Annotated in this window: 17 protein-coding genes; 11 read left to right on the top strand and 6 right to left on the bottom strand. The window is 53.4% G+C overall.

Annotated elements, in window-relative coordinates:
- Position 1 precedes the first annotated feature (1 nt).
- The 5 genes from mlaD to murA all read left to right on the top strand — a co-directional run bounded on the left by mlaD (position 2) and on the right by murA (position 3,188).
- Entirely contained in the window at positions 2–550 is a 549-nt protein-coding gene (gene mlaD, locus LA04_RS06660; RefSeq protein WP_047650935.1) for an outer membrane lipid asymmetry maintenance protein MlaD, read from the top strand.
- An 18-nt stretch (positions 551–568) separates the two neighbouring features.
- The gene (gene mlaC / locus LA04_RS06655; protein ID WP_047650934.1) at positions 569–1,204 is read left to right on the top strand and encodes a phospholipid-binding protein MlaC; all 636 of its coding nucleotides are present in this window, start codon (positions 569–571) and stop codon (positions 1,202–1,204) included.
- Positions 1,204–1,497 carry a lipid asymmetry maintenance protein MlaB gene (gene mlaB / locus LA04_RS06650; protein WP_047650933.1) on the top strand — a complete coding sequence of 98 codons (294 nt, stop codon included), beginning with the start codon at positions 1,204–1,206 and terminating at the stop codon, positions 1,495–1,497. Before mlaC ends, mlaB begins: the two co-directional genes overlap by 1 nt.
- Before the next feature lie 126 nt (positions 1,498–1,623).
- Positions 1,624–1,878, top strand: a complete 255-nt coding sequence (ibaG, locus tag LA04_RS06645; protein ID WP_008501458.1) for a BolA family iron metabolism protein IbaG — start codon at positions 1,624–1,626, stop codon at positions 1,876–1,878.
- 50 nt (positions 1,879–1,928) lie between these two features.
- A complete protein-coding gene (gene murA / locus LA04_RS06640; protein WP_023309349.1) occupies positions 1,929–3,188 on the top strand; it encodes a UDP-N-acetylglucosamine 1-carboxyvinyltransferase in 1,260 nt (419 codons plus the stop codon).
- A gap of 60 nt (positions 3,189–3,248) precedes the next feature.
- On the opposite strand, the gene sfsB is transcribed toward murA, so the two are convergent.
- Positions 3,249–3,536: a DNA-binding transcriptional regulator SfsB gene (gene sfsB / locus LA04_RS06635; RefSeq protein WP_047650931.1), complete on the bottom strand. Its 288-nt coding sequence runs from the start codon at positions 3,534–3,536 to the stop codon at positions 3,249–3,251.
- 229 nt (positions 3,537–3,765) lie between these two features.
- Positions 3,766–4,737: an octaprenyl diphosphate synthase gene (gene ispB, locus LA04_RS06630; protein WP_024906360.1), complete on the bottom strand. Its 972-nt coding sequence runs from the start codon at positions 4,735–4,737 to the stop codon at positions 3,766–3,768.
- A 257-nt stretch (positions 4,738–4,994) separates the two neighbouring features.
- On the opposite strand from ispB, the gene rplU reads away from it, so the two are divergent.
- The 4 genes from rplU to cgtA all read left to right on the top strand — a co-directional run bounded on the left by rplU (position 4,995) and on the right by cgtA (position 7,836).
- Positions 4,995–5,306: a 50S ribosomal protein L21 gene (gene rplU / locus LA04_RS06625; protein WP_003025032.1), complete on the top strand. Its 312-nt coding sequence runs from the start codon at positions 4,995–4,997 to the stop codon at positions 5,304–5,306.
- Between the two features lie 19 nt (positions 5,307–5,325).
- The gene (gene rpmA, locus LA04_RS06620) at positions 5,326–5,583 is read left to right on the top strand and encodes a 50S ribosomal protein L27 (RefSeq protein ID WP_004385076.1); all 258 of its coding nucleotides are present in this window, start codon (positions 5,326–5,328) and stop codon (positions 5,581–5,583) included.
- Positions 5,584–5,679: 96 nt separating this feature from the next.
- Positions 5,680–6,645, top strand: coding sequence for a DMT family transporter (locus LA04_RS06615; RefSeq protein ID WP_023309346.1), 966 nt, complete (start codon positions 5,680–5,682; stop codon positions 6,643–6,645).
- A gap of 15 nt (positions 6,646–6,660) precedes the next feature.
- Entirely contained in the window at positions 6,661–7,836 is a 1,176-nt protein-coding gene (cgtA, locus tag LA04_RS06610) for an Obg family GTPase CgtA (protein ID WP_047650930.1), read from the top strand.
- A 34-nt stretch (positions 7,837–7,870) separates the two neighbouring features.
- Here the strand turns inward: cgtA and pmrB are convergent, their stop codons facing one another.
- The 3 genes from pmrB to dacB are packed head-to-tail and all read right to left on the bottom strand — an operon-like array spanning position 7,871 to position 11,009.
- Complete coding sequence (gene pmrB / locus LA04_RS06605; protein ID WP_047650929.1) at positions 7,871–8,914, bottom strand: two-component system sensor histidine kinase PmrB; 1,044 nt, start codon at positions 8,912–8,914, stop codon at positions 7,871–7,873.
- Entirely contained in the window at positions 8,911–9,573 is a 663-nt protein-coding gene (pmrA, locus tag LA04_RS06600; protein ID WP_047650928.1) for a two-component system response regulator PmrA, read from the bottom strand. Before pmrA ends, pmrB begins: the two co-directional genes overlap by 4 nt.
- A 2-nt stretch (positions 9,574–9,575) precedes the next feature.
- Positions 9,576–11,009, bottom strand: a complete 1,434-nt coding sequence (gene dacB, locus LA04_RS06595) for a serine-type D-Ala-D-Ala carboxypeptidase (protein ID WP_047650926.1) — start codon at positions 11,007–11,009, stop codon at positions 9,576–9,578.
- A 228-nt stretch (positions 11,010–11,237) separates the two neighbouring features.
- Here dacB and greA point away from each other — a divergent pair, with 228 nt between their 5' ends.
- Positions 11,238–11,714 (top strand): transcription elongation factor GreA, encoded by a 477-nt coding sequence (greA, locus tag LA04_RS06590; protein ID WP_014171793.1) that lies wholly within the window; start codon positions 11,238–11,240, stop codon positions 11,712–11,714.
- Between the two features lie 151 nt (positions 11,715–11,865).
- Here the strand turns inward: greA and yhbY are convergent, their stop codons facing one another.
- Positions 11,866–12,159 carry a ribosome assembly RNA-binding protein YhbY gene (yhbY, locus tag LA04_RS06585; protein ID WP_003861814.1) on the bottom strand — a complete coding sequence of 98 codons (294 nt, stop codon included), beginning with the start codon at positions 12,157–12,159 and terminating at the stop codon, positions 11,866–11,868.
- A gap of 127 nt (positions 12,160–12,286) precedes the next feature.
- Here yhbY and rlmE point away from each other — a divergent pair, with 127 nt between their 5' ends.
- Entirely contained in the window at positions 12,287–12,913 is a 627-nt protein-coding gene (gene rlmE, locus LA04_RS06580; protein ID WP_003861812.1) for a 23S rRNA (uridine(2552)-2'-O)-methyltransferase RlmE, read from the top strand.
- The last annotated feature ends 87 nt before the right edge of the window (positions 12,914–13,000 follow it).

Genomic DNA, 13,000 nt, shown 5'->3' with positions numbered 1-13,000 from the left:
CATGCAAACGAGAAAAAATGAAATTTGGGTCGGTGTATTCCTGCTGCTGGCGCTGCTGGCCGCGCTGTTTATCTGCCTGAGAGCGGCGGATATTACGTCTGTGCGCACCGAGCCGACGTATCGCATCTATGCCACCTTCGATAACATCGGCGGGCTGAAGGCGCGTTCACCGGTCCGCATCGGCGGCGTGGTGATCGGACGCGTATCTGACATTACGCTGGATGAGAAAACCTACCTGCCACGCGTCGCGATGGATATCGAAGAGCGTTACAACCATATCCCGGACACCAGCTCCCTTTCTATTCGTACTTCCGGTCTGCTGGGCGAACAATATCTGGCGCTTAACGTTGGCTTTGAAGACCCCGAGCTGGGAACGACTATCCTTAAAGACGGTAGCGTCATTCAGGATACGAAATCCGCGATGGTTCTGGAGGATATGATTGGTCAGTTCCTTTACAACAGTAAAGGGGATGAGAAAAAATCCGACGCTGCCCCTGCGCAGAGCGAAGATCATACCGACGTCGCACCGACATCTGGCGCGACGCATTAATTTCAGGAGAAGTCATTCATGTTTAAACGACTGTTAATGGTTGCCATGCTGGTCATCGCCCCTCTAACCGCCGCCCACGCTGCGGATCAGAGTAACCCGTACAAACTGATGGACGAAGCGGCGAAGAAGACCTTCGACCGTCTTAAAAACGAACAGCCTAAAATTCGTGCTAATCCTGATTATCTGCGTGACGTCGTTGATCAGGAACTGCTGCCGTACGTGCAGATTAAATATGCGGGTGCGCTGGTGCTGGGACGTTATTACAAAGACGCGACCCCTGCGCAACGTGATGCGTACTTTGCCGCGTTTCGTGAATACCTGAAACAGGCTTATGGCCAGGCGCTGGCGATGTACCACGGTCAGACCTATCAGATTGCGCCTGAACAGCCGCTGGGCGATGCGACCATCGTCCCTATCCGTGTGACGATCAACGATCCTAACGGTCGTCCGCCAGTTCGTCTGGATTTCCAGTGGCGTAAAAACAGCCAGACCGGTCACTGGCAGGCGTATGACATGATTGCCGAAGGGGTAAGCATGATCACCACCAAACAGAACGAATGGAGCGACCTGCTGCGCACTAAAGGCATTGATGGCCTGACCGCTCAGCTGCAGTCTATCTCTCGCCAGAAAATTACCCTGGACGAGAAGAAGTAATGTCACAGCAACTCAGCTGGTCGCGTGAAGGCGAGACATTAAAGCTGTCCGGTGAACTGGATCAGGATCTGCTGAACCCACTGTGGGACAAACGCCACGAAGCGATGCAGGGCGTGACGCGTATCGACTTAACCGACGTTACGCGGGTGGATACGGCGGGTGTTGCGCTGCTTGCCCATCTGGTTGCCGTGGGGAAAAAGCAGGGGACAAGCGCTAAGCTTCACGGCGCGAGCGATAATGTCGTGACCCTTGCGCAGCTCTACAATCTTCCTCAGGACGTACTGCCTCGTTAATATTTTCAGTGCGTTACTTCCGAAAGCCCTGACTGTTTCATCGTCGGGGCTTTTTGCTTGTTTAAGACAACGCCACTTTGCTCTAAGATGTTGAGCTTGTTTTCACTATCAGATGATTAAGAGCCCATGGAAAATCATGAAATCCAGACAGTGCTGATGAATGCACTCTCCCTTCAGGAAGCCCACGTCACTGGCGATGGCAGTCACTTCCAGGTTATTGCTGTGGGTGAGATGTTCGACGGTATGAGCCGCGTGAAGAAGCAGCAGGCTGTGTACGCGCCTCTGATGGAATATATTGCGGATAACCGCATCCACGCCCTGTCGATTAAAGCGTTCACCCCGCAAGAGTGGGCACGCGATCGCAAACTAAACGGTTTTTGAGCTGAGGGCGACAGGCCCGCAGCACGGTTGATTTTATAAGAGAACACACAATGGATAAATTTCGTGTACAGGGGCCAACACGTCTCCAGGGCGAAGTCACAATTTCTGGCGCAAAAAACGCCGCGCTGCCAATCCTCTTTGCTGCGCTGCTGGCTGAAGAGCCGGTAGAAATTCAGAACGTACCGAAGCTGAAAGATATCGACACCACCATGAAGCTGCTCACCCAACTGGGCACGAAAGTTGAGCGTAACGGTTCCGTCTGGATCGACGCCAGCAAGGTGAACAACTTTTCAGCCCCTTACGATCTGGTGAAAACCATGCGTGCATCCATCTGGGCGCTTGGCCCGCTGGTAGCGCGTTTTGGGCAGGGTCAGGTCTCTCTGCCCGGCGGCTGCGCCATCGGTGCGCGTCCGGTTGACCTGCACATCTTTGGTCTGGAGAAGCTGGGCGCAGAGATTAAACTCGAAGAAGGTTACGTTAAAGCGTCCGTCAATGGTCGTCTGAAAGGCGCGCACATCGTCATGGATAAAGTGAGCGTGGGCGCAACGGTGACCATTATGTCTGCGGCGACGCTGGCAGAAGGTACCACCATCATCGAAAACGCCGCGCGCGAACCGGAGATTGTGGATACCGCCAACTTCCTCGTGGCGCTGGGGGCGAAGATTTCCGGTCAGGGTACCGACCGTATCACCATCGAAGGCGTTGAGCGTCTGGGCGGTGGTGTCTATCGCGTTCTGCCGGACCGTATCGAAACCGGTACCTTCCTGGTCGCTGCGGCGATTTCTGGCGGGAAGATTGTTTGTCGCAACGCGCAGCCAGATACCCTGGATGCGGTGCTGGCGAAACTGCGCGATGCGGGTGCGGATATCGAAATCGGAGAAGACTGGATCAGCCTCGATATGCACGGTCAGCGTCCAAAAGCGGTTAATGTGCGTACGGCGCCGCATCCGGCGTTCCCTACGGACATGCAGGCGCAGTTTACCCTGTTGAACCTGGTTGCCGAAGGCACTGGTTTCATCACCGAAACCATTTTCGAGAACCGCTTTATGCACGTACCGGAACTTATCCGTATGGGCGCGCATGCTGAGATCGAAAGTAATACCGTGATTTGCCACGGCGTTGAGAAATTGTCAGGGGCTCAGGTGATGGCAACCGATCTGCGTGCGTCTGCAAGCCTGGTGCTGGCGGGTTGTATTGCGGAAGGCACAACGATCGTGGATCGTATCTATCACATCGATCGTGGCTATGAGCGTATCGAAGATAAACTGCGCGCGCTGGGTGCCAACATTGAGCGTGTGAAGGGCGAGTAATCGTTCCGGCAGCCCCCTGCCAGCAATGACCGGGGGGTTGCTGTTCCTGTCAAAAAAGCGTTATTCCTGTGGTTCTCTTTTTGCCTTTCTCTGGCGAATCATGCGCGATCTGTCGATAAATTCATGGGTAATGGGGTCGTGGTAGCGCGAAGGCCAAATCACCCACGGATGCGTATCCAGCGCCGTCGCGATGATTAATTCTCCCTTGGGCCAGGGGCGAGTGAGGGCGTTTGCCAGAGTTGAAGAACTTAGTCCATGGCGGCGGGACTCTGCTGCCAGTGAAGTGCCTCTTTTGTGCAGTGCGGCAATAATATCAGCCGTGTGCCAGTCGATAAATTTCGTATCCATAACGCCGTCCTTAAGTTTGGATTCACCTACGCCGTTTTTTCTGAAACGACGCGGTTACTATACCCATTTCAACTTCTTGTTCTAAAAAGTTCGCGTTACTTGATGGGATATTCAGAATAAGACACGGCTTTATTCATGCGGTCTCTAAACCGATGAATTTAAATGAACACGGAATTTACTGGAGTGTACTGGAATCTCCCCGCTATCGCTGCGGGGAGAAACAAGGGGATTAACGGTCGCGCTGAACGGCGATGTGGGCAAGACCAATCAGTGCCTCGCGCCACGGACTGTCTGGAATGACCTGAAGCGCTTCGATGGCTTTGTCGGCTTCTTCTTCCGCGCGCTGACGCGTCCATTCCAGCGATCCGCAGATAGCCATAGTTTCCAGTACAGGTTCCAGAAGATGGCGGCCATTTCCCTGCTCAATCGCTTCACGGATCATTTTCGCCTGGTCAGCTGTTCCGTTGCGCATAGCATGAAGCAGCGGCAGGGTTGGTTTACCTTCGTTCAGGTCATCGCCCACGTTTTTACCGAGCGTCTCGCCGTCCGCACTGTAGTCCAGCAAATCATCAATCAGCTGGAAGGCAGTACCCAGATAGCGGCCATAGTCCTGCAGGCCTTTTTCCTGTGCTTCGGTACAGTCAGCCAGAATGCCGGAACACTGGGCAGCCGCTTCAAACAGGCGCGCCGTTTTGCTGTAGATGACGCGCATGTAGTTTTCTTCGGTGATATCAGGGTCGTTGACGTTCATCAGCTGCAGCACTTCGCCTTCAGCAATGACGTTTACGGCTTCGGACATCACTTCCAGCACTTTCAGGGAACCCAGGCTGGTCATCATCTGGAAGGCGCGGGTATAGATAAAATCCCCCACCAGGACGCTGGCTGCGTTTCCGAAAGCGGCGTTTGCCGTGGCTTTGCCACGACGCATATCCGATTCATCCACAACATCGTCATGCAGAAGCGTCGCCGTGTGAATAAATTCGATGAGCGCTGCGATAGTGATGTGAGCATTTCCCTGATAGCCAACGGCTCTGGCAGCCAGAATGGCAATCATCGGACGAATGCGTTTACCGCCGCCGCTGACGATGTAATAGCCCAACTGATTGATCAGCTGAACGTCAGAGTTGAGTTGCTCCAGGATTGCTGCATTCACACCCGCCATATCTTGCGCGGTTAACTCGTTGATTTTTTCTAAATTCATCGCAAAAGCCGGGCTTTTTATCCTGTTGATCCCATCTTCAATGGGGTAACGAAGGGTTTCGGTTTATCAATAGTAGTGCTGATTGTACTGAAAAAACGGCACAGATAAACGTTACCGTACGTGTTGTGTTTTTTTTCTTCATGTATTGACGGTAGCACTTGTCAAAGGCTCGCGTTTTGCGTAATATTCGCGCCCTATTGTGAATATTTATAGCGCACTCTGATTCATACGAGGACGTGCGCGGAAGCGGAGTTTATATGTACGCGGTTTTCCAAAGTGGTGGTAAACAACACCGAGTAAGCGAAGGTCAGACCGTTCGCCTGGAAAAGCTGGACATCGCAACTGGCGAATCTGTTGAGTTCGCAGAAGTTCTGATGATCGCAAACGGTGAAGAAGTCAAAATCGGCGTTCCTTTCGTTGATGGCGGCGTTATCAAAGCTGAAGTTGTTGCACACGGTCGTGGCGAGAAAGTTAAAATCGTTAAGTTTCGTCGTCGTAAGCACTACCGTAAGCAGCAGGGCCACCGTCAGTGGTTCACTGATGTGAAAATTACTGGCATCAGCGCCTAAGACCTGAGGAGAGATTTAAATGGCACATAAAAAGGCTGGCGGCTCCACACGTAATGGTCGCGATTCAGAAGCTAAACGTCTTGGCGTTAAGCGTTTCGGTGGCGAATCCGTTCTGGCGGGTAGCATCATCGTTCGTCAACGTGGTACCAAATTCCACGCTGGCAACAACGTAGGTTGCGGTCGTGACCACACTCTGTTTGCTAAAGCAGACGGTAAAGTGAAATTTGAAGTTAAAGGCCCGAACAACCGTAAATACATCAGCATCGTTGCTGAGTAAGGTTTTCTCGGTCCGGTAACGGATTAAAGCCCCGCAACCTGTTGCGGGGCTTTTTACATTGGAAACCCGGTAATTTTTTCTGTAGGGAAAACGGGCATGAAGCAGCAGGCCGGCATTGGTATTCTTTTGGCGCTCACTACCGCAATGTGCTGGGGTGCGCTGCCAATTGCAATGAAGCAGGTACTGGAAGTGATGGAGCCGCCTACGGTGGTCTTTTATCGCTTTCTGATGGCAAGCATCGGCCTCGGGGCCATTCTGGCTATCAAAGGTAAGCTTCCACCCTTGCGGCTCTTCCGCAAACCGCGCTGGCTGGTATTACTGGCTATCGCGACGGGCGGTCTGTTCGGTAACTTCATCCTGTTCAGCTCTTCCCTGCAATATCTCAGCCCCACGGCGTCGCAGGTGATAGGTCAGCTTTCACCTGTGGGCATGATGGTCGCCAGCGTCTTTATCCTCAAGGAGAAGATGCGCGGTACGCAGATTATCGGGGCGAGCATGCTGCTGTGCGGTCTGGTGATGTTCTTCAATACCAGTCTGATAGAGATTTTTACCCGCCTGACGGATTACACATGGGGTGTAATTTTCGGTGTGGGGGCGGCAACGGTCTGGGTGAGCTATGGCGTCGCGCAAAAGGTGTTATTGCGTCGTCTTGCCTCACAGCAGATCCTCTTTTTGCTGTACACTTTGTGTACAATAGCATTGCTGCCATTAGCAAAGCCGGGTGTGATTTCCCAGCTTAGCGACTGGCAACTGGCGTGCCTCATTTTTTGTGGGCTGAACACGCTGGTCGGTTATGGCGCGCTGGCCGAAGCGATGGCGCGCTGGCAGGCAGCACAGGTGAGCGCGTTAATTACGCTTACTCCGCTGTTTACGCTGTTATTTTCAGATTTGTTATCAATGGCCTGGCCCGATGTCTTCGTCAGACCGATGCTCAACCTGTTGGGTTATCTCGGTGCGTTTGTCGTGGTTGCGGGCGCGATGTATTCCGCCATTGGTCATCGTCTTTGGGGACGTTGGCGCAAAAATGAAGCGGTTGTAGTAGTCCCCCGCTCAGGCGAATGAGTTACGGAGAGTAAAATGAAGTTTGTTGATGAAGCGACGATCCTGGTCGTGGCTGGTGATGGCGGCAATGGTTGCGTAAGCTTCCGCCGTGAAAAGTATATCCCACGTGGCGGTCCTGACGGCGGCGACGGCGGGGATGGTGGTGACGTGTGGCTGGAGGCGGATGAGAACCTCAACACGCTGATCGACTACCGTTTCGAGAAATCCTTCCGCGCTGAACGTGGCCAGAACGGCCAGAGCCGTGACTGTACCGGGAAACGCGGTAAAGATGTCACTATTAAAGTTCCGGTCGGTACTCGTGTGATTGACCAGGGAACCGGTGAAACCATGGGTGACATGACCAAACACGGTCAGCGCCTGATGGTGGCTAAAGGCGGCTGGCACGGTCTGGGTAACAGCCGTTTCAAATCCTCCGTTAACCGTACTCCGCGTCAGAAAACGATGGGTACGCCGGGTGATAAGCGCGATCTGCAGCTGGAGCTGATGCTTCTGGCAGACGTGGGCATGCTGGGTATGCCAAACGCCGGTAAATCGACGTTCATTCGCGCCGTCTCTGCGGCGAAACCAAAAGTGGCGGACTATCCGTTTACCACGCTGGTACCAAGCCTGGGCGTTGTCCGTATGGATAACGAGAAGAGCTTTGTGGTTGCCGATATTCCGGGACTGATTGAAGGCGCTGCGGAAGGCGCGGGTCTGGGTATTCGCTTCCTGAAACACCTTGAGCGTTGCCGCGTGCTGCTGCATCTTATCGATATCGATCCTATCGATGGTTCCGATCCGGTTGAAAACGCCCGTATCATCATCGGTGAGCTGGAAAAATACAGCGAAAAACTGGCGAATAAACCACGCTGGCTGGTCTTCAACAAGATCGACCTGATGGACAAAGCCGAAGCGGAAGAGAAAGCCAAAGCGATTGCTGAAGCGATGGGTTGGGAAGATAAATACTACCTGATCTCTGCGGCAAGCCAGGTTGGCGTGAAAGATCTGTGCTGGGATGTGATGACCTTCATCATCGAGAACCCAATCGTGCAGGCGGAAGAAGCGAAACAGCCTGAAAAAGTCGAATTCATGTGGGATGACTACCACCGCCAGCAGCTCGAAGAGCTGGAAGCGGAAGACGATGATGAAGACTGGGACGATGACTGGGATGAAGACGACGAAGAAGGCGTCGAGTTCATCTACAAGCACTAATATCTGCCCGAAGCCCCCATTATGGGGGCTTTTTTTATTCCAGCGTTGCGGGTAGCCAGCAGCTGGCGATCAAACCACCTTCAGCGCCGTTCTCAAGCGTCAGCCTGCCGTGGTGGAGCTGCACGATGCGCTGCACGATACTCAGCCCCAGACCGCTGCCACCGTAGCGCTGGTCAAGACGGCGGAATGGCTCGGTAATTGACTGACGGTGTGCTTCATCAATCCCTGGCCCCTGATCGATCACGCTGATCTGCGTCCCCCCGTCGACCCCGGTTAATGTCACTGTAATCGTTGTCCCTGCCGGGCTGTAGCGCCCGGCATTCTCCAGCAGGTTGCGCAGCATCAGACGCAGGAGCACGGCGTCTCCCTGAACCGTGAGCGCGCTTTTAGCGGGCCAAATCACCGTATGCTCTTTGGCTTCATGGCCCAGGCCGAGAGGTTCAATGATATTTTCCGTCCAGCTTACGGTTTCGTAGTGTCCGCTGGCCATTGCCTGTCCGGCACGGGCCAGCATCAGCAGCTGCTCAACGGTATGCATGAGCTGATCGATACGGCTAATTAACGTCGCGGCCTGTGGTGCGCCTGACTGGGCCATAAGCTCCAGATGGAGCCGGATACCGGCAAGGGGCGTTCGGAGCTCGTGTGCGGCGTCAGCGGTGAAGAGACGCTCCTGCTGAATGGTATTGTCCAGCCGGGCGAGCAGCTGGTTCAGGGAGGTTGTCACCGCGCCTATTTCTTCCATGTCGGAATACATGGGAAGCGGTGTTAAGTTATCCGCCGAACGGTTAGCAAGGCTGTCACGCAGTTTATTCAGCGGTCGGGTTATCCAGCTGACTGCCCAGAAAGAGAAAAACAGCGTAAAGCCTACCATCACCAGAGAAGGGACGAGAAGGGAAGCAATCGCTTCGCGGATCTCTTTCTCGACATGGTTATTGCGGGATTTTGCCGACAGCGTTTCATTCACCAGAAAACCAATCTGCTCACGGCTTTCATGCCACAGCCAGATGACGCTTATCAGCTGGAAAAATAACAGAATGACCGCCAGCAGCACCATCAAACGCCGACGCATGCTGTTCATTTCTGGCTCTCAAGGCGATAGCCAACGCCACGGACGGTTTTGATTCTGTCCTTGCCGAGCTTGCGACGCAGGTTGTGAATATGAACTTCAAGGGTATTTGACCCCGGGTCGTCCTGCCAGGAGTAGATATCCTGCTGGAGCGTCTCTCGGTGTACCGTTTGCCCGCTGCGCATGATCAGACGCGTAAGCAAGGCGAACTCTTTTGGCGTCACCTCTACCGCCTGGTCCCGGCGCAATACCTGCTGGGTTTGCAGATTCAGCGTAATATCGCCGTCGGTCAGTAAGTTATCACTATGGCCCTGATAGCGGCGAATCAATGCCCGCACTCGCGCCTGCAGCTCCGCAAGTGCAAAAGGTTTCACCAGGTAATCATCTGCGCCTGCATCAAGGCCGGTGATACGATCCTCAATGGCATCGCGTGCCGTCAGGATCAACACCGGGTTGGCAATACCGCGGCGTCGCCACTGGCTGAGCAGCGTGGCGCCGTCTTTATCAGGCAAGCCCAAATCGAGGATCACCAGGCTGTATTCGCCGCTCTGGATCAGAGAGTCCGCCTCCGCGGCGGTGCAGGCACAGTCGAGGGCATACCCTTCATTGGCCAGCCCCAGCGCCAGCCCTTCCTGCAATAACTGATCGTCTTCAACTATGAGTAGTTTCATCGCTAGTTATTCTGGTAGATGTCCTTATAAAGCCTGCTTTCGAAGCGAACCAGAGGAATACGACGATTGCGCTGGTCGGTCGGTTCGACGGCATAGCCGGAAAGATACTGCACGAATGCCATGCGTTGTCCGCTGGCGGTAGTGATAAAGCCTGCAAGGTTGTAAACCCCCTGCAGTGAGCCTGTCTTAGCGGATACTTTGCCATCCACGCCGGCAGCGTGAAGCCCGGCGCGATACTGCAGCGAACCGTCATGCCCGGCCAGCGGCAGCATTGAAATAAAGTTTAGCTCAGTGTCATGCTGTGCAATGTACTGAAGCACCTGCATCATCGTGGCCGGCGAGATCAAATTATGACGCGATAATCCGGAGCCATCGACGGCGATGGTATTGCCCAGCTCGATCCCGGCCTGCTGGCGCAGGATCTGACGAACGGCGTCTGAACCCGCGCGCCAGGTTCCCGGCACCCCGAAACGCGCGTGGCCAATCATGCGGAACACGGTGTCGGCAATCATGTTGTCTGACTTTTTCAGCATGATTCGCAGTAAATCGTGCAGCGGCGGAGACTGTTTGCTGGCGATGACCGTGCCGGGCTGATTAACCTGCGTCTGGCGAAGCAGCGTGCCGGTGTATGTTATGCCCGCTTGTTTCAGCTCATCTTTCAGAATGGCACCCGCATAGCTTGCACCATCCTGTATCGCAAAGGCCAGCGGCAGCGGATCGGCGCGCTGCGTCAGGCAGCCGGTAAGCGTGAAGCGGTTAAGATCGCCTGGCACGACGTCAAGCTCACAATATTGCGCATCCGGGGAGCCTTTCGCCAGCGTGCGAACCTGGCTGAACATGGTGACCGGGTAGTAGGACGCTATGCGGATAAACGCTAAATCATCTGGCTTTGGCGCGCTGTAAAGCGAAACCGAGAAGCAGTTACGGTCAACAATCGCGGCGGCGGGCGGGGCGCTAAAACATTGGGTCATGTCGTTCCACGGCCAGCCTGGGGCTTTATCGTGGCTGGCAAAAATGGACGTGTCGATCAGCACATTGCCATCAATTTTCTGCACGCCAGATTTTTTCAGTACCGCAACCATATTGCGGATATCCTGGCGCTTAAAGGTCGGATCGCCGCCAAAACGGGCGATAAGATCGCCTTTCAGTTCGCCACCCTCGACGTCACCTTTGGTCTCGAGTGTGGTAGTAAAACGGAAGTCAGGACCGAGCTGGAGCAGGGCGGCGAGGGCAGTAATCACCTTTTGGGTACTGGCAGGCAGCGCCATCTGTTGACTATGATAGTCAATCTCGGGAGCCTGTGCGCCAACCTTCTGCACCATCAGGGCAAGGTTCGCGCCTGCGGGGAGCTGATTAATGTACTCATCAACATTCGCGGCCTGGGCGGTGAACGTTATACTGGTAGTCAATCCGATGATAAATCTGGAAAATCGCATAATCTCGCGCTAACAACCCGAAAACAAACCGTCATACTACGGTGCATGGCACTGCAAAGTAAACGATGACCCATAGTGAACTTCGCGGTAAAATGCATATCAAATTGAAAAATTGCTGCTGACCTGGGGCATTGCTCCCGGGTCGGTTTTCTTTTTGCTTCTTGCCCGCTTAGGTGGGCAGGAGCAGGGAACACTGCTCCCAACAGGAATGTTTAAGAGGTATAACAAATGCAAGCTATTCCGATGACCTTACGTGGTGCCGAAAAACTGCGCGAAGAGCTGGATTTCCTGAAATCCGTGCGTCGCCCTGAAATCATCGCCGCTATCGCGGATGCGCGCGAGCATGGCGACCTGAAAGAGAATGCTGAATACCACGCCGCGCGTGAGCAGCAGGGCTTCTGTGAAGGGCGTATTAAAGATATCGAGGCAAAACTGTCCAATGCACAGGTTATCGATATCACCAAAATGCCTAACAACGGGCGTGTGATCTTTGGTTCTACCGTGACCGTCCTGAACCTGGACAACGACGAAGAGCAGACCTATCGCATCGTGGGTGATGATGAAGCAGACTTCAAACAGAACCTGATTTCAGTGAACTCCCCGATTGCTCGCGGCCTGATTGGCAAAGAGCAGGACGATGTTGTCACCATCCGCACCCCTGGCGGTGAAGTGGAATACGAAATTATTAAGGTTGAATACCTGTAATTCGCTTCTCTACTAAGATGTTGATACATTGTAAAGAAAAGAAAAAGGCCGCATAGCGGCCTTTTATCAACTCAAGGAGCATGGCATTTTGCTCGCCTGCTGACAGAAATCCCTCGTTTCACACAGAAAATGTGTTTAATTCAGGATATCCTTAGCGTGGCAGCGAGATTTTACGCTCTTTAGATGGGCGGTAGAGCACCAGCGTTTTACCGATGACCTGTACATTACAGGCGCCGGTTTCGCGCACGATGGCTTCCACGATCAGGTTTTTAGTGTCTCTGTCTTCAGAGGCGATTTTCACCTTGATCAGCTCGTGGTGTTCCAGCGCTTGTTCAATCTCGGCAAGCACCCCTTCGGTCAAACCATTGTTGCCAAGCATCACTACAGGCTTGAGCGGATGTGCCAGACCTTTAAGGTGCTGTTTTTGTTTAGTACTCAGATTCATCGTATATTTTTGCTTACGTTGGGATTGAAAACGGTTCATTCTACCGCCATCTCCCTTATATCGCCAAATAGCTGCGTAGAAATTTACGTCACAGGCAGGTAACGATGAACCAGGACGGAAATGTTAAATGACAGGTAAAAAGCGTTCTGCCAGCTCCAGCCGCTGGCTTCAGGAACACTTTAGCGATAAATATGTTCAACAGGCACAGAAAAAGGGGTTGCGTTCCCGTGCCTGGTTTAAACTTGATGAAATACAGCAAAGTGACAAACTTTTTAAGCCGGGGATGACGGTTGTTGACCTCGGTGCGGCACCTGGCGGATGGTCCCAGTATGCGGTAACGCAGATCGGCGGAACGGGCCGAATCATCGCGTGCGATCTTTTACCAATGGATCCCATCGTCGGTGTCGACTTCCTTCAGGGCGACTTTCGTGATGAATTAGTGCTGAAAGCGTTACTTGATCGTGTAGGTGACAGTAAGGTCCAGGTTGTCATGTCAGATATGGCACCAAATATGTGCGGAACACCGGCGGTGGATATCCCCCGCGCCATGTATCTGGTGGAGCTAGCGTTAGAAATGTGTCGTGATGTACTAGCGCCTGGTGGTAGTTTTGTTGTGAAGGTGTTTCAGGGCGAAGGTTTCGAGGAGTATCTTAAGGAAATTCGCTCCCTGTTTGCGAAGGTTAAAGTTCGTAAGCCGGACTCTTCCCGGGCCCGTTCCCGAGAAGTGTATATTGTAGCGACCGGGCGAAAATGATAACCGGTAGATTTCAGGCGAAAGTTTGAATGAAACTGGATATAGAGTATCCTGACGCTGTTTTTAACACAGTTGTAATATGAGGTT

The organism is Enterobacter sp. UCD-UG_FMILLET (assembly GCF_000762975.1).
GTDB lineage: Bacteria > Pseudomonadota > Gammaproteobacteria > Enterobacterales > Enterobacteriaceae > Enterobacter > Enterobacter dykesii.
This window is presented reverse-complemented; position numbering and strand designations above follow the sequence as displayed.